The organism is Flavobacterium sp. J49, from assembly GCF_011742145.1.
In the GTDB taxonomy this organism is placed as follows: Bacteria; Bacteroidota; Bacteroidia; order Flavobacteriales; family Flavobacteriaceae; genus Flavobacterium.
On sequence record NZ_JAAQQU010000038.1, the window covers coordinates 64,147 to 81,299 of the forward strand.

Below are 17,153 nucleotides of genomic sequence, written 5' to 3' on the forward strand. Positions count from 1 at the left end.
CTACTCTCTTTTTTCTAAATAAGTGGTCAACAATTCAAATAATCGCTCTCTGCTTAAAGGTTTTGTAATATAATCTGTAAATCCTGCGTCCAATATTTTGGCTTTATCTTCAGAGGAAGAATAAGCGGTTTGAGCAATAATCGGCAAGTTTGGTCTAACAGGCTGAATGCGTTCTATCGCCTCAAAACCATTCATAATCGGCATTTTAATATCCATCAAAACCAAATCAATACTTGGGTTATTTAAGCAGATTTCTACCGTTTCTTTTCCGTTAACCGCTCTTATGATTTGGTAGTTTTTATTTTGCATCATTTTTTGGAACAACAAAAAGTTAATGTTGTCGTCTTCAGCAATTAAAATTAATTTATCATCCGATTTTGTAATCTCAAAATTATTGACCGAGCTCACAGTAATAGGCTCCATTTCTGCATATTTGAGCGGAATAGAAACATAAAAGGTTGATCCTTCACCAACTTTAGATTCTAAAGTTATAGTACCGCCCAGCAATTCAACATAAGCTTTTGAAATAGCCAATCCTAAGCCCAATCCTCCCACTTTAATAGAAATATCACTATCAACTCTTTTGAAACGATCAAAAATATTATTGTGTTGCTCTTCATCTATCCCCAATCCGGTGTCTCTCACCGTAAAATGAATCAGCGCATTCTTTTCATCTATTTCATAACCAAAAGTCACCATACCTACATCGGTAAACTTAATGGCATTGGTCAACAAATTAACCAGTACTTGTTTGAGTTTAATTTCATCGGTAATGATGTTGAACTCAGCCGGCATAGAACTTTTGATAAGAATAAATTCAAGGTCCTTGTTTTGTATGGTCACTTTTACCGTTTCATACAATTCATTCACACAAGATTCCAAATTAACTAAGGTATAATTAGGCGCAATTTGATTAGAGTCAATTTTTGACATTTCAATCAAATCATCTATGATGGAAACCAAGTTTTTTCCGCTTTTTTCAATAACGTTAAGATATTCTGACTTCTCTGCTTCGTTAACATCCGTATTGATAATCAAATCCGTAAAACCATTGATGGCATTCATCGGAGTTCTGATTTCATGTGACAAATTGGCCAAAAAAGATGACTTCAGCCTATCGCTTTCTTCTGCCTTAATCTTAGCGGTAATCAGCTCCATTTTTTGGTTATTATTTTCTTCAAACAAATTGCCAATGTAGCTAAACTCACCATTGGATTCCTTTAACAATTTAATGGCCTTTTTATTGCCGGTTAATAAAACCCTTCTTACCAAATACAGCGGATAATAGACCAATCTTCGAGTGTAAATTAAATTCATCAACAGTATCACTAAAAAGGCAATAATTATGATATACAACAGGTTGATGGTGTTTTCAAAATAAACTTCAAAATTCCTTTGAAACAACAAATCAGCAATGATTTTGCCCTGAGAATCCTTCAATTGAACTACTGAAGATATTTTGTTTTTCTCTTCTGAATAATTATAGCTCGGACCAACCAATTGTATCTCTGAATTGGTTATATGGGATAAATTTTTGAGAAACTCTTGATTAATCAAACGCACTACAAAAAAATAGCCTGAAGCTTTGGTTTTATTTTTTAACGGATCGTTGGAAGGATGTATGGCCGCTCCGGTTACTTCTACTATGCCCTCCGGAATTTTTAGGTAGAACTTTTTAATTCCTTCTTTGTAAAGCAAATCCATTGCCGGTTTGGGAATAAAATCCAAAGATTTTATACTGGCCGTAGATGTTCTCATGATAAAATTCTTTTGGGCATCATAAGACCCTAAATATTCTGCATCGTAGATTGCCAATTCATTTCCAATCGTTTCATCAAACCAAACCTTGTCTTTGGTGATTGTAAAGTCAACAAACTCATCCCAATTGGTATCATTATTAATGGCAACCAAGATAGGTTTAGACTCTAAATCGAGCAGCTTGTGAATCTCATTATCAAAATGTTCCACCGAATCCTTATAAACCTGTGTCTCGGCTTTTTTGGTATAATAAAAAAGGGTGAAATACAGAATAATAAAGAAGATACTCGAAGATATTATTAACCAAAGAATTTTTGGAAATGTTTTTTTAACTGTCATCTCTTTTTGGTTAAACAATTTTTAATAAAAAAATCATCATAAATATAAAAACTTAACCGGTAGCAAATCTTTCATCAAAATCATGAAAAAAGACTTTGAAAAATCACAACACTAATAATAAACCAGAATCTCTTATGGCATTAATGGGTTTAGAGAACCAAAACAATTCGAAATCATCAAACTGTTTTTCAAAATCAAACTTGAGATTGGCAAAGGTAAGAATCTTTTGATTGTGAACCGATAAAGTCTCTATAGTTTTCAAAAACCACTCTCCTTTTTCTAGCTCAACAACAATTTCAAAGGTCTCTTTTTTATCAAAAAAAGTCAATTTCATCATCTCCCAAGAATGGCTTTTTTTGGTTTTAGTGAAAGTTTCTGTAATCGGTTTGGCGCCCAACCATACTATTTTAGCCGAGGATTTCACACTAAAATCAGTCTCCTTTTCCAAACAACTAACTATAAAATCAGACGGTATTGTCGTTTTTGGAATTTTAAACTCAAACCAATCCTGCAATGCATATTCGAAACAAATGCCATGCATATAATTGAACAGCGATTTCTTTAACCCAAAACTAAATTGGTCGTGATTGATTCCGGTTTTGTCTTTGAATTGTATATCATTGTTGGCAAAAGTAATCTCTTGCTGCTCGGGTATTACCCCAAACTCATCGGGAAACAATCCTACCGGACTATGCGCCGTCATGGCAAATTGGTGCCAAAAACCCGATTGCAATACGCCTACTTCAAACAGTTGACGTACCATTTCCAAACTATCCACGGTTTCCTGAACGGTTTGTGTCGGATAACCATACATTAAATATGCATGTACCATGATGCCGCTTTCAGTAAAATTTCGGGTAACTTGGGCTACTTGTTCTACCGTAACACCTTTTTTAATCAGTGCCAATAGCCGGTCTGAAGCCACTTCCAATCCTCCGGAAACCGCTATACAACCCGATGCTTTGAGCAACAAACACAAGTCGAGACTAAAACTCTTCTCAAACCGAATGTTTGTCCACCAAGTGACTGTAAGTTTACGGCGAAGAATTTCCAAAGCTACTTCCCGCATCAAAGCCGGTGGCGCTGCTTCGTCGACAAAATGGAAACCGTTTTCACCCGTTTGGGCTATCATTTCCTCCATTCGGTCGACCAAAATTTGAGCGGCAATCGGTTCGTATAATTTGATATAATCCAACGAAATATCACAAAACGTACATTTGCCCCAATAGCAACCATGCGCCATCGTAAGCTTGTTCCATCGACCATCACTCCACAAACTGTGCATCGGATTGGCTATTTCTATCACAGAGATGTATTGGTCTAAAAGCAAATCGGAATAGTCGGGTGTTCCAACATCACTTTGCTTATAATCGGATTGTGCAGTATTGTTTTTATAGACGACTTGGTTGTTTTCAAGAAGAAAAGTTCGCTTAAAAAGCCCTTCGACTGCGCTCAGGGTGACAAAATCGTGAAGCAATTCTACCGGCAATTCGCCATCATCGAGTGTGATAAAATCAAAGAATTCGAATACTCTTTGGTCTTTCAAGTCGCGGAGTTCTGTATTGGGGAAACCGCCACCCATTGATACTTTTATTTTTGGAAAGTGCTTTTTGATAAACTGCGCACAACGAAATGCACTGTACAAATTCCCCGGAAACGGTACAGAAATACAGACCAATTTGGGCTGAAAACTATTCAATCTTTCGGACAGAATTTTGAGTGTAATTTTGTCTATATAAGTCAATTCACCATGCAGATGGGCATACAATTCGTCAAAAGAATTAGCACTTCTCCCCAATCTTTCAGCGTAGCGGCTAAAGCCAAAATTTTCATCCACACAATCGACTATAAAATCGGATAAGTCTTCGAGATATAAAGTGGCTAAATGTTTGGCTTTATCTTGCATTCCCATCGAACCGAATGCCCATTCCATATCATCTAATTGTTGAAATCGAGACGCCTCGGGCAAAAAATTTCCGCTGCAAATTTGGCGAGCCAAAGTATGGTTTTTCCCTTGAAGAAAGGCAATCACTGAATCGATGGTTTGAATGTAATCTTCTCTTAAATTGTAAATTCGTTGAAGATTGGATGTTAGCTGATGGATATTAGATGATTCAAAAATAGCTGTCAATCCATCTTTGGAGAACATCGCCAAAATTACTTCAATCCCCAAATCCATTTGATAAGCAGAAATGTTTTTGGTATTCAAAAACCCTTTTAAGTAAGCCGTTGCCGGATAAGGTGTGTTGAGTTGGGTAAACGGTGGCGTTATGAGAAGTAGGTCTTTCATTTGTTGTAAGTGACAAACAAAAGTACTTTATTTTTCAATCTTTTTTCTTTCCGCTATAAATTGGCTAAGCCTTTTACCGTAAAGTGATTTAGCTACTTGTGGTGACAAGGATTTTTGAATAGTATCTAAATATTTCAAATTGATATCGTAAATCTCCGCCAAAGCCACATAAGGTGCAACTTCGTATTTACCGTTGTTTACGGCAAAGTTGGTGGTAAACAAGTATTTTCTTTTTAAAATGCCTTTTTGTTGTTCCTCCATTTCACTTACTTCTGCCAATTTTCCGGCTTTGAAGGCTTTGAATTTTTTCTCTACCAAATCCAAATCCTGATTTATGTATCTCGACATTACTTTTCTGTAATCATCATAAAGCTCCTGGTTTTTAGAACCGGTAATTTTAACATCTGCTGTAAAAAAATCTAAACTGGTTTCTAAATTCATCGTGCCTTTCTCAGCAAAAAACATGATATTATTGTCAATCGAGTTGGTCACCCCACGATCCAAAAACAAGTATAACATTTCTGATGACTGCAAATCAAATTCACTCACAAAATGAGAATCTCCATCAATTTTAATCGTATCTATCGGCACTAAAAGCGTGTCTTTTATCCTTTGTATATAAAGCGTTCCTTTCTTTAATCCTTTGATATTTCCGTTGAGCACAAAGTTTTTCGTTGATTTTTGTTCCGAGCAGGAAGCCAAAACAATCAGGGTTACTAAGGCTAAAAATGTTTTTTGCATGTTTGATATTAAGAGAAGAATATCCGGTGGACATTCGGTTTATACTTAGTGATACACAGATATTTCAAATCTGTTATAAATTTTGGCAATAATACTAAAAAAACCTCAATTTGATGACCAAATTGAGGTTTTATACTATTACAAGTTTTTTTTTATTTTCCGGTCAGCCAAGCTTTGTTCAGCTTCTCTTTTGAAGCATCAATAAGTTGGTAACCTTCCACTTCTTCTGTGGCCAATTTTACTTTCCCTTTGATTACTTGCTCTTTTCCGTCTCTTCTTATTTTAACGCTAATAGCATCGTCTTCTTTCCAGTTTTGACTCTCCATAATCATATCGTAGATGTTGTCTAAGTTATAATCTTTGTTATTGATAGCCAAGATTAAATCGCCTCCTTTAATGCCTAAATTTGTCATAAAAGCATTCAAGTCCTGACTAGGAATCACCATGATTTCTTTGGTCTTTCCGTCAACGGTAATGAATGGGGTTGATTGGTCTTTCAAAAAAGGGTTCATAGGAAGGCTAATCTTGGTTTTACCCACACCTACTTTAGCAAAATAATCATCATACTTTATTGGTGTTGGCCCGGCTACATAAGTGTTTAAGAACTCACCTACTTCAGGATAAGTCAGCGAAGTGATCTTTGCGAATAACTCGTCATCGTTGAAAGGCTTATTCGGACCATATTCACTCGATAATTTTTGCATTAAATCTAAAATACCTCTTTCGCCGTTGCTTTTTTCACGAATGATAATATCAATACACATTCCTATTAAAGCGCCTTTTTCGTATACATTTAAATATTGATCTTTATAAGGTTGCTCCAATACCTTTGCACTCATCTCGGTAAATGGCATGGTGTCATTTAAGCTTGAAGCGTTATTGATTTTGCCTATCATTCTTTGGTAAAATTCATCGGCATCGATTAATCCTTGGTTGACTTGAAACAAATTGGCGAAATATTCGGTTACACCTTCATACATCCATAAATGTTTTGACATTTTAGGATTGTTATAGTCAAAATATTGGATTTCTTTAGAGTGAATGCTCAATGGTGTTACGATATGAAAAAACTCATGGGAAACCACGTCTTTAATTTGTTCTCCTAAAGCAGCCGCCGGCATCATATCTGGGAAAACTACCGTGGTTGATGTATGGTGCTCCAAAGCACCAAAACCTTTAGCATCCTTTTTTTGCATGTCAGACAAATACAAAAGAACCGTGTATTTTTTGTTGTTATTGATTGGACCCAAGAAAGCTTTTTGGGCACGCATGGTGGTCTCTAAATAAGTCGAAAGTGATTTAGCCGTATGCATTCCGTTAGCAGAATAAACACTAAACAAAATTTCCATACCATCAACATTGAAAGTAACATAATCAGGCTTGCAGTACATAATTGGATTGTCTACCAACTCAAAATATCTTTCTGTTTTAAAAGTATCTACGGTATCACTTTTATCGGTATCTATCAAAGAGGTAGATCCAAAAAGTGTCGCCGGATGGGTAATCGTTACATGGTAAGGAATCTCGAGTTTGTCATCGAAATAGCCCACAAATCCGTGGTTGTTTAGCATAAAGTTTTTGCCTTCGTCTATATTCGTTCCGGCAGGAGAAAAAATTTCATCTTTCCCAAAACCTCTACCGGTTTCGGTATCATAAGTATCATTTACCCAATAAGTAACTTTTGACAAGGCTTTGGCATTGCTGATTTTCCAAGAATTATCATCGGTTTTTGTAACGGTTAATTCTTTTCCAGATTTGTCTAAGGCTTTTAAGTCAACAATTAATTTTCCGTAATTGTCGGAAGAATAAGTTCCGGGAACCGTTTTGGGAATGTGAAAAACAACTTCCTGCGATTTAAAACTTGGCGGTGTGATTGTAACCATCACTTTGTCTTCTTTTACTTGGTTCAAATCTATGGTAACTTTCACCTCTTGGCTTGCTTGTTTTTTTTGGGCAATCCCATCAAAATGGAATGCAGTTAACGCTACTATGGCACTCAGAATTAATTTTTTCATTGTCAAAAATTTATATTTTTTGGATAAGTCATCAAATGTAGCCAATAGTTACAATTGACTTTAACATTTTTACCATTGATTAACTAAAATCGTGCCGATTAACGCTTTGAAATTTTGTTGTGGGTAATTTGTCTTTGCAGTGTGCATTTAAATCGGTCAATTCCTTCGGTACGCAACTTGGCATGTTTGGTGGTTCTACCTTGTACCCTTTCTCGCCACATTTTGAAACTCGATGGTTTCATTTCGCGACGCATGATGGCAATCGTTTCTTGTTCTGAAATACCAAACTGAAAAGTAATCGCTTCAAATGGCGTTCTGTCTTCCCATGCCATTTCTATGATTCTGTCGATTTGTTGTTCGGTAAACGGATTTGATTTCATGCAAACAAAATTCGGGATTAAATAAAAAAACTCTTGTTGAACAAGAGTTAAAGTTTTAGTCAAATTTATTTTTGATATAGTATTTGCTGTCTAAATCATCGTCGAAATCGTCAATAATTGGTTTTGGCTTTGGTTTACTGCCGGTGGCTTTCTTTTTCCAAAGTTCAAAATTATCTTTCGATAATCGTTTGCGCATCAATTCGGTTACTTCATTTTCGGTGAGACCAAATTCTCCTTTTATTACTTCAAAAGGCTTTCTTTCCTCTTGAGCCATGCTGACAACTCTTTCAATTTGTTCGTTGTCAAAGTCTGCAAGCTTACTTTTTTTCATTTCTGTAAAAGCATTATTTAAAAATAGATTTCAACTGATTAATTGGTATTCCAATATTAATAAAAAAAATAATTAGTTTTTAAGCTGTAACGGTTTTTTTAAGCATCGGTTTTGGGCAACCGCTTTTTTTGAAAAGGAATCAACAACAGATTCCTCAAATCATTGTGCTCTTCAGCCTTCATATGGGTGTCAACACCATAAACAATCTTTTCTCTGTCTAAGGCTTGAAAAGTTCCGAAAAGTCGGTCCCAAATCGAAAAAATATTCCCGTAATTGCTATCGGTGTAAGGCAAAACGTAATGATGGTGTACTTTGTGCATGTCGGGAGAAACCAAAACATAACTCATCACTTTATCCAATTGCTTTGGCAAAGCAATATTGGCATGGGTAAACTGTGTGGCTATAACGGATAACGTTTGATATAAAAAAACCATCCACATTGGGCTGCCCACAATCAAAACACCCAAAGTGGTAAAAACAAAACGGATTACGCTTTCGCCCGGATGATGGCGATTACCCGAGGTCGTATCAATCCAAGTATCGGTATGGTGGATCAAATGAAAACGCCATAAAAACTTAGTTTTGTGTTCTACATAATGAGGCAAATAAGCGCCTATTAAATCTAAAAGCAACAAACCTACTAAAGCAAAGAGCCAAACATTCATTGAAGGCAACCAATGGAGTAAACCAAAATGATTGTCTACGGTCCATTGTGCTGTACCGACTAAGACTACCGCCAAACAAAAATTGATTACAATGGTGGTAAATGTAAAAAAGATATTGATGCCGGCATGTTGCCACTTGTTGTAACCAAATTTAACAAACGGAACTGCCGATTCAATTAACCAAAACATAGCAATTCCACCAGCTAGAATCAACGCTCTGTGCGACGATGGAATACTTTCGAAGTATTGAATGATATCGTTCATCGAATTATTTTTATTTCAAATATAACAAAATAGGGAATTACTTGATAATGCGAAAAGTAAGATTGATACGCGAACCAATGTCTTTAGCCGTCTTGGGAATTTGGTGTTTCCAAAAATGTTGCGTTGTGCCTTTCATAATCAATAAACTGCCGTGTTCCAAATTGATTTTCAACTTTTGTTCTTTGATGGTATTGTGTTGCAAATGAAAGCTTCTTTCCGAACCGAAACTGACGGATGCAATAACCGGATTCCTCCCCAATTCTCTTTCGTTATCGGCATGCCAACCGTTGCTGTCTTTGCCATCACGGTAATAATTGAGCAAAACCGTTGTGAAATTTTCCAGACAAACAGTTTCTATTTCCTCCTTGATAAACATCAACAACGGATTCCATGGATGCGGTTGCATAATGATATTGGAATAACCATAAGGCTTGCCTTCATTGCCAAAAAGTGCAGTCAATCGAGGTTGCGGATGGGTTTTTCCAAAAACTGTGATGTGATCTTGTTGCCAGGGAATATTAGCTTTTAATTTTGCAAATAGTTCATTAGATCGATCCGTCTCAAAGAAATTGGGATAATATTCGATTTCGGCATCGGGTACATTAAAAATAATTTTCTCTTTTGGAAAAAGTGTGTTCATACCACAAAAATAAAGAGAAAAGAATGAATAATTCCACTCTTTTCTCTTTACAAATTCTAAGCGATATTAAAATTATAGATCTTCTTTTTTGTCTAAAAACAATTTATAGATAAATCCGCCCACTAATGCACCGGCAATTGGGGCAACCCAAAATAACCACAATTGAGACAAAGACTCTCCTTGAGCAAAAATCGCTTGTGATGTAGAACGGGCAGGATTCACGGAAGTATTAGTAATCGGAATACTTATTAAATGGATTAGTGTTAGCGCCAAACCTATAGCAACTCCCGCAAATTTACCATTAGCCAATTTGTCTGTCGCACCCATAATTACGATTAAGAAGAACATTGTTAAAACGAATTCTGCTACAAATGCCGAACCCATTGAATAACCATCCGGAGAAAAAGCGTCATAGCCGTTGGTGGCAAAAGCACCGGCTTTGGTATTGTCAATCGCAAAGCCTTCTTTTCCGGAAAGGATAAAAACTAAAGTCCCTGCTGCTGCAATTCCGCCTAAACATTGCGAAACGATATAAGGCAATAACTCTTTACCCGAAAACCGGCCACCGGCCCAAAGTCCGAAAGAAACCGCCGGATTAAAATGTCCGCCCGATATATGTCCAACAGCATAAGCCATAGTCAATACCGTGAGTCCAAAAGCCAGAGCAACTCCGGCAAAGCCAATACCTAAGTCGGGAATTCCTGCGGCAAACACTGCGCTACCGCAACCTCCAAAAATGAGCCAAAAGGTTCCGAAAAATTCTGCGAATAGTTTTCTCATAAATTTAGTATTTAAATCACGCAAGTGCGAGATTGATTAGTCTACTAAAATTAGGATAAAAAGTAAGAAAGATATTTAAATAAAGACAAACTTATTAACAACCAACTAATTAGCCTTTGTTTTCTTCAGACTAATATTCATAATAACAATGGCTAAAATTATCAACAATATACCAATCCATTGTGAAAGGACTACACTTTCATTAAGGATTACAAAAGCCATCAAAACCGAAACCGGTAATTCTAAGGAAGACACTATACTGCCCAAGCCAATCCCTGTGTGCGGAAAGCCTGAGTTCATTAACATTGGCGGAATGATGGTTCCGAATAATGCCAAAATGATACCCCATTTGGAAAAAATGGCAAAATCAAAAGGCGTAGTTTGTGTAAAAAGGGCAAAACCAAAAACAACTACAGCACCGCCAAGCAACATGTACAAACTCCTTTGCGAGGTTGAAATCCCTAAAGCAATTCGGTTGGCAGTAAACATAGTCGTGGTAAAAGATGCTGCGGCCAATAAACCCCACATAACGCCTCTCCAGTCTAAATCGATAGTAGCGTTAAGCAAATTAGTAGCCAAAGCCGTTCCGAATAATACAATAGCTACTGAAATTATTTTTTGTAAAGAAGGTGCCTTTTTATCTAAAAACCATTCAAGCAAAACACCCATCCAAACCGTCTGCATCAGCAACACTATTCCAATAGAAACCGGGATGTATTTTACGGCCAAATAGTAGAAAACACTAGTCATTCCCAATGATGTTCCGGCCAGCATCAATTGAAAGATATTTGTTCTCGAAGCTTTAATTACTGTTCCTTTTTTTCTGTTTTTTTGAAAAAGATTAATCAAAAGCAATCCTAAGATTCCCAAAACAAACTGAGAAGTAGTCACTTCAGCAGTGGTATAATTTTCATCATAAGCCAGTTTGACAAAAGTAGCCAACATGCCGTAGCTTGTAGCACCTAACCCAACCAAGAAAACACCTTTAAGGACTTTGTTTCCAAACATAATTTCATTTTTAAAAAGCCGACAAAGATACAGAATTGGAATTGTTTTCAAAGGGGATAATCCAAAAACAAAAAACCACCACTAAAAAGTGATGGTTTTTTTATTGAGCCGGCAGAGGGACTCGAACCCACGACCTGCTGATTACAAATCAGCTGCTCTAGCCAACTGAGCTATGCTGGCGTCTCAATGTGAGTGCAAATATAAAAGTGAAATTTAATTCTCCAAAATATTTCGGCACTTTTTTATTGTTTTTTCTTATTGCAATGCATTGATTTTTTCAACCAACTGATTAGCAACTTGTTCTAATTCGGTGTTGATTTGTTTGAAATGTGCTTTTTTATTTTCCACTTTCTTTGCGTTCACTTTGGTGATTAAACCGTCAAAAGACGCAATCGCTTCATCAATGATAGCATTTGTTTTGTCTGATGGTTTTCCTGAAGTTGTCATCTCATAGATGTAAACTGCTTCAATGATATCGCCTAAAACAAAATTGATGTCTTTTTTTAAATTCTTAACACTTCCCATTTTTCTTGTAAATTTTAAATTTCGGCAAAATTACACTAAATCTTTAGAATACAAACTACGAAATATAAATTTCTAAGATTGCCGCTTGTCCACTCAATTGAAAATCAGTCAATGAAGCCGGAATTAAAACTGTATCTCCTTTTTGATAAGCGCTTGTTTTTCCGTCAAAATACAATTCAAAATGACCATCTACACACATATAAACCGTAAAGGAATCATTCTTTTTGTCGACTTTCAAATTCCCGTTTAACGGAATAAAATGAGTTGTGAAATACTGGCAGTTGATTACTTCATTGGAAATATTTTCTTGTTTTTCGTAAAAGCGTTGGGCTTCTACTTTATCATAATTCAAGGCTTCTAAGGCTAAATCTACATGCAATTCACGGGGATTCCCATTAGCATCAACCCTATCAAAATCGTAAACGCGATAGGTAATATTGGAAGTTTGTTGGATTTCGGCTATCAATATGCCGGCACCAAGGGCATGAATAGTTCCGGTGTTGAGCATAAAGACATCGCCGGGTTTGACTTTTTTGCTGTCAAGAATTTGCAGTAACGTTTTGTTTTCCAAATGCTGAATATACTCTTCCGGTGAAGATTTTTCTTTGAAACCCACAATCAGTCTCGCATCGGCATCGGCTTGCATTACATACCACATTTCGGTTTTCCCAAATGAATTGTGGCGTTTTTGGGCCAACTCGTCATTCGGATGCAATTGAATCGATAAATCTTCTCGCGCATCTAAATATTTAAATAATAAAGGAAACTGCTTACCGAATTTTGCATAGACTTTGGTTCCCAAAATTTCATTTGGATAAGCTTCTATTAATTCATTCAGCGATTTGCCTTTGAAATCACCGTTCGCTACTATGCTGACGTCATTTTCTACCGTAGAAATCTCCCAGCTTTCACCGGTAATTTCAGAGGTAATCGGTTTGTTTAAATAGGATTTTAATTTGGTGCCACCCCAAATTCTTTCTTTTAAAATCGGCTCAAATTGTAATGGATAAAATGACATCAAAGTAATTTTAGGCAAACTTACATCCTTTTGAGAATTTCAAGGGCTTTTTCGATGTGAATTTTGCCCGACATACTGTTAAAAACCAACTGAATTACGCCGTTCTTATCGGCAACATAAGTAACTCTGCCCGGAATCAATCCCAATAAGTCATTGGGAACACCAAATAGTTTTCGCAATTTTTTATCGGAATCAGAAAGTAAAATAAAAGGGAGTTTGTAGTGTTGAGCAAACTTTTGATGGGATTTTACTGAATCGCTACTCACACCAATAACTTCAGCACCTAAAGCCTTAAAATCTTCATATTGATCACGAAAAGAACAGGCTTGCTCAGTACAAACTCGGGTGTCATCTTTGGGATAAAAATAAATGACAAGGGATTTTTTGCCAACAACAGTATCACTTTCAAAGACATTACCATTAGTATCAATAGCTGAAAAATTGGGGATTTTATCTCCGACTTGCAATGCCATTATTCGCCTTTGTAGGTTACAAAATTTCTGGGCGTTTCATATAAAACGACTTCAAGATCCTTATTGTTGTCAATATGTTTACGGAGTTTGTTCCAAATCACAACTGCTATATTTTCGGCAGTTGGGTTCAAATCAGCGAACTCCGGAACGTCTAAGTTTAAATTTTTATGGTCAAAAGCATTTTCGATATGCGCTTTGATTAAATCGGACAAAATCTTCACATCAATCACAAAACCGGTTTCTTGGTCAATTTCACCCGTAACCGAAACGATTAACTCATAATTGTGTCCGTGAAAATTAGGATTGTTGCATTTCCCAAAAACCGCATCGTTTTTTTCCATCGACCAATCTTTTCGATACAATCGGTGCGCAGCATTAAAATGGGCTTTTCTGGATACAGTGACTCTCATAATTTATTTCTTTTGTGCCTTATGTTTTTTGTAACCACCAAAGTCACAAAAGTTCAGCAAAAGAAACAAAGATAACTTTGTGTCTTTTGTGGTTAATTAAATTTTATGTTCTTCTAAATAGTGATAAAACTCATCAAAAATAATTTTGAACCAAACCGTGTATATATCAGGATTTTGAATCATGTCTTGTCGCACTTCTTCAATGCACATCCATTTCCAACTTTCCACTTCTTCAGGGTTAATGTTTGGTTCGTCATTATAATACCCAATCATCACATGGTCGAGTTCATGTTCGGTCAAACCATTGTCAAATGGCGCTTTGTAGATAAAATGAAACAGCTCTTTCAACTCGGTTTTAAAACCCATTTCTTCATACAAACGACGGCTTCCGGCTTGGATATTGGTTTCGCCTTCGCGTTGGTGACTGCAACAAGTATTCGTCCACAACAAAGGCGAATGGTATTTGTGGTGCGCGCGTTGTTGCAACATGATTTCGTTATTGCTGTTCAACACAAAAACCGAAAAGGCACGGTGTAAAACCGCTTTCTCGTGGGCTTCCAATTTATTCATTAACCCAATGGGTTCATCTTGTTCGTTAACCAAGATTACTTTTTCTTCGACCATAGCTTTTATTAATCGTTCAAAAATACGAAAAAATATCAGCCTCTCTAATTATGCTGATAGAACAACCGTTAAACTTTCCTTAAATCACTGCAATTTGCAATCTACAAGACATTTCAACTCGTAGATGTAGTGTAAATTTGTAGTAGATTTAAAATCAGTCACAATGAAAAAAACTTTGTTTAACTTCTTAATTTTGTCACCGCTGTTTATGTTTACGGCTTGTGGCCAAAACAATAAACCCACTACAAAAACCACTGCTATGGAAAACGTTATTTCAAAACCCGAAAACCCTTATTATTCTAATACCGATACTTCTAAATTGGTTTTAACCGATGAGCAATGGAAAAAAGTACTGCCGCCCGATTTGTATGCGGTTGCCCGAAAAGCAGATACCGAAAGAGCTTTCACCGGTACGATGTGGAAAAGTGAAACCAAAGGCACTTATTACTGCGCGGCTTGTGGTTTGAAACTTTTTAAATCCGACCAAAAATTTGTGAGCAGTTGCGGTTGGCCAAGTTTTTTTGAACAAGACAACAAAAACAGCATCACTTTTAAAGACGACAATTCCTATGGCATGCGCCGTATTGAAGCCCTTTGCGGAAGATGCGACAGTCATTTAGGTCATTTGTTTGATGATGGTCCGGAACCAACCGGAAAGCGTTATTGCATGAATGCGGTTTCTTTGGATTTTGTACCTGATGGAAATGTTGCTCAAAACAAAGGAAATTTAGAGACTATAACCATTGGTGGTGGCTGTTATTGGTGTGTGGAAGCGGTTTATGAAAACCTAACCGGTGTGGAAAAAGTAGTTTCCGGTTTCTCCGGCGGAAAAGTCGAAAACCCGAGTTATGAAGAAGTTTGTACCGGAACAACCGGTGCGGCGGAAGTCGTAGAGATTACTTATGATAAGACCAAAACCAATTTGGATGAAATCTTCAAAGTGTTTTTTACGGTTCATGATCCAACCACTTTAAACCGACAAGGCGCTGATGTAGGGACGCAATACCGTTCGGTAATTTTTTATGCAACTGAAGAACAAAAGAAAGCCGCGGAAAGCATTATAGCCGAATTGAACAAAGAAGTTTTCAATAATAAAATCGTAACGACTTTGGAACCGTTTAAAGCGTTTTACAAAGCCAAAGACAATCACCAAAATTATTACGAAAACAATAAGAATCAACCTTACTGCCAAATGGTGATTCAGCCTAAACTGGAAAAATTTGAAAAGGTTTTTAAAGATAGATTGAAAAAGAAGAACTAATAAAAAAGCCCTGAGAAATCAGGGCTTTTTTTATAAAATATAATCTGTGTTTATAAAATTTGATTCTTTACTGTTGAGCAATTCCTGCAAAATTGCATTGTTATAAGCATTGTCTTTAGAAGCTACGAAAGTTCTAATAGAGAACGAACGCAACGCATCGTGTATACTCAAAGTACCTACCGCCGAATCTTTTCTTCCGGTAAACGGATAAACATCCGGTCCGCGTTGGCATGAGCTGTTTAAATTCACACGACAAACCAAATTCACCAACGTATCAATCAACGGCGCAATGGTTTTGATGTCTTGGCCAAACAAACTCACTTGTTGACCGTAATTCGATTCCGCCATATCATTCAGCGGTTCTTGTATGTCTTTGAAAGTTAAGATTGGAATTACCGGACCAAATTGTTCTTCGTGATACACTCTCATTTCTTTGTTAATCGGAAATAAAACTGCCGGAAAAATATAATTTTCGGTTCTTTGTCCGCCTTTTTGGTTAATGACTTTTGCACCTTTGTCTTGCGCATCATCGATTAGTTCTTGGATGTAATTCGGTTTTTCTTTTTCGGGTAATGGTGTTAAAGAAACGCCTTTCTCCCATGGATTTCCGAAAGGCAACGCATCTACTTTTTCCGCAAATCTTCGGTTGAATTCGGCCGCGATGGATTCGTGCACGTATAGTATTTTCAAAGCTGTACAACGTTGGCCATTAAAAGACAAGGTTCCCGTGATACATTCCTGAATCGCCAAATCCAAATCGGCGTCCGGTAAAATAATCGCCGGGTTTTTGGCTTCCAATCCTAAAATCAAACGCAAACGGTTTTTATTCGGATGTAAATCTTGTAACGCAATCGCCGATTTACTGTTGCCTATGAGTGCCAAAATATCGACTTTCCCGGATTTCATAATAGGTGAAGCCACATCTCTGCCTCGACCGTAAACAATATTAATTACGCCTTTCGGAAAACTGGTCTGGAACGCAGTCAACAAAGGAGAAATCAATAAAACACCATGTTTAGCCGGTTTAAAAATAACGGTATTACCCATGATAATTGCCGGAATCAGCAACGAAAAAGTTTCATTCAGCGGGTAATTATACGGTCCTAAACAAAGCACCACACCCAGCGGACCACGACGAACCATGGCATTGACGCCTTGGCTTTTGGTAAAACGCGCATTGTTTCGGTCTAGTTCTTTATAATCTTCAATCGTATCATAAATATATTCGACAGTTCTATCAAATTCTTTTTCAGAATCGGGTAAAGATTTCCCTATTTCCCACATTAAATACTTTACAACTTCGTTACGCGTGGCTTTCATTTGGGTGACAAAATTTTCCATGCATTTGATGCGATCGATGACTTTCATCGTAGGCCACAAACCTTGTCCGTTATTATAAGCTGCAACTGCTGCATCAACTACCTCATTACCTTCGGCTTCGCCCATGGCCGGAATAGAACCCAAAACCGTTGGAGAATAATGGTCAGTGGAAGATATAGTAGAGAAAACCGGCGTGGTTTCGCCTGTCCATTTTTTCAGTTCACCGTTGACCAAATAAGTATCTTGATTTAATAAAGACGTGATTTGAAATTCGCTTGGAATAGTATTCATAAAAAATGATTTTTTATAAA

At 36.8% G+C, this 17,153-nt stretch carries 17 protein-coding genes and 1 tRNA gene; 1 reads left to right on the top strand and 17 read right to left on the bottom strand.

What is annotated here, in order from left to right:
- The 16 genes from HA632_RS00480 to idi form a co-directional block, all read right to left on the bottom strand.
- On the bottom strand, positions 1 to 2,097 hold the full coding sequence (locus tag HA632_RS00480) for an ATP-binding protein (protein ID WP_176305281.1): 2,097 nt from the start codon (positions 2,095 to 2,097) through the stop codon (positions 1 to 3).
- Between the two features lie 103 nt (positions 2,098 to 2,200).
- Positions 2,201 to 4,387, bottom strand: a complete 2,187-nt coding sequence (locus HA632_RS00485) for a radical SAM protein (protein ID WP_176305282.1) — start codon at positions 4,385 to 4,387, stop codon at positions 2,201 to 2,203.
- Between the two features lie 27 nt (positions 4,388 to 4,414).
- Complete coding sequence (locus HA632_RS00490) at positions 4,415 to 5,128, bottom strand: DUF4369 domain-containing protein (RefSeq protein ID WP_176305283.1); 714 nt, start codon at positions 5,126 to 5,128, stop codon at positions 4,415 to 4,417.
- 152 nt (positions 5,129 to 5,280) lie between these two features.
- On the bottom strand, positions 5,281 to 7,143 hold the full coding sequence (locus tag HA632_RS00495) for a peptidase M61 (protein ID WP_176305284.1): 1,863 nt from the start codon (positions 7,141 to 7,143) through the stop codon (positions 5,281 to 5,283).
- 98 nt (positions 7,144 to 7,241) lie between these two features.
- Positions 7,242 to 7,523: a TIGR03643 family protein gene (locus HA632_RS00500; RefSeq protein ID WP_176305285.1), complete on the bottom strand. Its 282-nt coding sequence runs from the start codon at positions 7,521 to 7,523 to the stop codon at positions 7,242 to 7,244.
- Between the two features lie 55 nt (positions 7,524 to 7,578).
- Complete coding sequence (locus HA632_RS00505) at positions 7,579 to 7,854, bottom strand: TIGR03643 family protein (RefSeq protein ID WP_176305286.1); 276 nt, start codon at positions 7,852 to 7,854, stop codon at positions 7,579 to 7,581.
- Positions 7,855 to 7,952: 98 nt separating this feature from the next.
- A complete protein-coding gene (locus HA632_RS00510) occupies positions 7,953 to 8,783 on the bottom strand; it encodes a sterol desaturase family protein (RefSeq protein WP_176305287.1) in 831 nt (276 codons plus the stop codon).
- Positions 8,784 to 8,820: 37 nt separating this feature from the next.
- Positions 8,821 to 9,423, bottom strand: a complete 603-nt coding sequence (locus tag HA632_RS00515) for an alpha-ketoglutarate-dependent dioxygenase AlkB (RefSeq protein ID WP_176305288.1) — start codon at positions 9,421 to 9,423, stop codon at positions 8,821 to 8,823.
- Positions 9,424 to 9,495: 72 nt separating this feature from the next.
- Complete coding sequence (gene aqpZ, locus HA632_RS00520) at positions 9,496 to 10,203, bottom strand: aquaporin Z (protein WP_176305289.1); 708 nt, start codon at positions 10,201 to 10,203, stop codon at positions 9,496 to 9,498.
- 105 nt (positions 10,204 to 10,308) lie between these two features.
- Entirely contained in the window at positions 10,309 to 11,211 is a 903-nt protein-coding gene (locus HA632_RS00525; RefSeq protein WP_176305290.1) for a DMT family transporter, read from the bottom strand.
- A gap of 106 nt (positions 11,212 to 11,317) precedes the next feature.
- A tRNA-Thr gene (locus tag HA632_RS00530) sits at positions 11,318 to 11,391 on the bottom strand.
- Positions 11,392 to 11,466: 75 nt separating this feature from the next.
- Entirely contained in the window at positions 11,467 to 11,736 is a 270-nt protein-coding gene (locus tag HA632_RS00535) for a hypothetical protein (protein ID WP_176305291.1), read from the bottom strand.
- A gap of 55 nt (positions 11,737 to 11,791) precedes the next feature.
- On the bottom strand, positions 11,792 to 12,754 hold the full coding sequence (locus HA632_RS00540) for a type I phosphomannose isomerase catalytic subunit (protein ID WP_176305292.1): 963 nt from the start codon (positions 12,752 to 12,754) through the stop codon (positions 11,792 to 11,794).
- A gap of 20 nt (positions 12,755 to 12,774) precedes the next feature.
- Positions 12,775 to 13,227: a peroxiredoxin gene (locus HA632_RS00545; protein ID WP_176305293.1), complete on the bottom strand. Its 453-nt coding sequence runs from the start codon at positions 13,225 to 13,227 to the stop codon at positions 12,775 to 12,777.
- Positions 13,227 to 13,637 carry a 6-carboxytetrahydropterin synthase gene (locus HA632_RS00550; protein ID WP_176305294.1) on the bottom strand — a complete coding sequence of 137 codons (411 nt, stop codon included), beginning with the start codon at positions 13,635 to 13,637 and terminating at the stop codon, positions 13,227 to 13,229. Before HA632_RS00550 ends, HA632_RS00545 begins: the two co-directional genes overlap by 1 nt.
- Before the next feature lie 96 nt (positions 13,638 to 13,733).
- Positions 13,734 to 14,261, bottom strand: a complete 528-nt coding sequence (gene idi, locus HA632_RS00555) for an isopentenyl-diphosphate Delta-isomerase (protein WP_176305295.1) — start codon at positions 14,259 to 14,261, stop codon at positions 13,734 to 13,736.
- A 163-nt stretch (positions 14,262 to 14,424) separates the two neighbouring features.
- Here idi and HA632_RS00560 point away from each other — a divergent pair, with 163 nt between their 5' ends.
- Positions 14,425 to 15,522, top strand: a complete 1,098-nt coding sequence (locus HA632_RS00560; protein ID WP_176305296.1) for a bifunctional methionine sulfoxide reductase B/A protein — start codon at positions 14,425 to 14,427, stop codon at positions 15,520 to 15,522.
- Positions 15,523 to 15,552: 30 nt separating this feature from the next.
- Here the strand turns inward: HA632_RS00560 and HA632_RS00565 are convergent, their stop codons facing one another.
- Positions 15,553 to 17,133: an NADP-dependent glyceraldehyde-3-phosphate dehydrogenase gene (locus tag HA632_RS00565; protein ID WP_176305297.1), complete on the bottom strand. Its 1,581-nt coding sequence runs from the start codon at positions 17,131 to 17,133 to the stop codon at positions 15,553 to 15,555.
- Positions 17,134 to 17,153 lie beyond the last annotated feature (20 nt).

Coding starts and splice junctions, on each gene's coding strand:
- HA632_RS00545 (WP_176305293.1), bottom strand. CDS start 13,227: ATGGCATTGCAAGTCGGAGATAAAATCCCCAATTTTTCAGCTATTGAT.
- HA632_RS00505 (WP_176305286.1), bottom strand. CDS start 7,854: ATGAAAAAAAGTAAGCTTGCAGACTTTGACAACGAACAAATTGAAAGA.
- HA632_RS00550 (WP_176305294.1), bottom strand. CDS start 13,637: ATGAGAGTCACTGTATCCAGAAAAGCCCATTTTAATGCTGCGCACCGA.
- HA632_RS00490 (WP_176305283.1), bottom strand. CDS start 5,128: ATGCAAAAAACATTTTTAGCCTTAGTAACCCTGATTGTTTTGGCTTCC.
- HA632_RS00480 (WP_176305281.1), bottom strand. CDS start 2,097: ATGACAGTTAAAAAAACATTTCCAAAAATTCTTTGGTTAATAATATCT.
- HA632_RS00540 (WP_176305292.1), bottom strand. CDS start 12,754: ATGTCATTTTATCCATTACAATTTGAGCCGATTTTAAAAGAAAGAATT.
- idi (WP_176305295.1), bottom strand. CDS start 14,261: ATGGTCGAAGAAAAAGTAATCTTGGTTAACGAACAAGATGAACCCATT.
- HA632_RS00560 (WP_176305296.1), top strand. CDS start 14,425: ATGAAAAAAACTTTGTTTAACTTCTTAATTTTGTCACCGCTGTTTATG.
- HA632_RS00525 (WP_176305290.1), bottom strand. CDS start 11,211: ATGTTTGGAAACAAAGTCCTTAAAGGTGTTTTCTTGGTTGGGTTAGGT.
- HA632_RS00565 (WP_176305297.1), bottom strand. CDS start 17,133: ATGAATACTATTCCAAGCGAATTTCAAATCACGTCTTTATTAAATCAA.
- HA632_RS00510 (WP_176305287.1), bottom strand. CDS start 8,783: ATGAACGATATCATTCAATACTTCGAAAGTATTCCATCGTCGCACAGA.
- HA632_RS00485 (WP_176305282.1), bottom strand. CDS start 4,387: ATGAAAGACCTACTTCTCATAACGCCACCGTTTACCCAACTCAACACA.
- HA632_RS00500 (WP_176305285.1), bottom strand. CDS start 7,523: ATGAAATCAAATCCGTTTACCGAACAACAAATCGACAGAATCATAGAA.
- aqpZ (WP_176305289.1), bottom strand. CDS start 10,203: ATGAGAAAACTATTCGCAGAATTTTTCGGAACCTTTTGGCTCATTTTT.
- HA632_RS00515 (WP_176305288.1), bottom strand. CDS start 9,423: ATGAACACACTTTTTCCAAAAGAGAAAATTATTTTTAATGTACCCGAT.
- HA632_RS00495 (WP_176305284.1), bottom strand. CDS start 7,143: ATGAAAAAATTAATTCTGAGTGCCATAGTAGCGTTAACTGCATTCCAT.
- HA632_RS00535 (WP_176305291.1), bottom strand. CDS start 11,736: ATGGGAAGTGTTAAGAATTTAAAAAAAGACATCAATTTTGTTTTAGGC.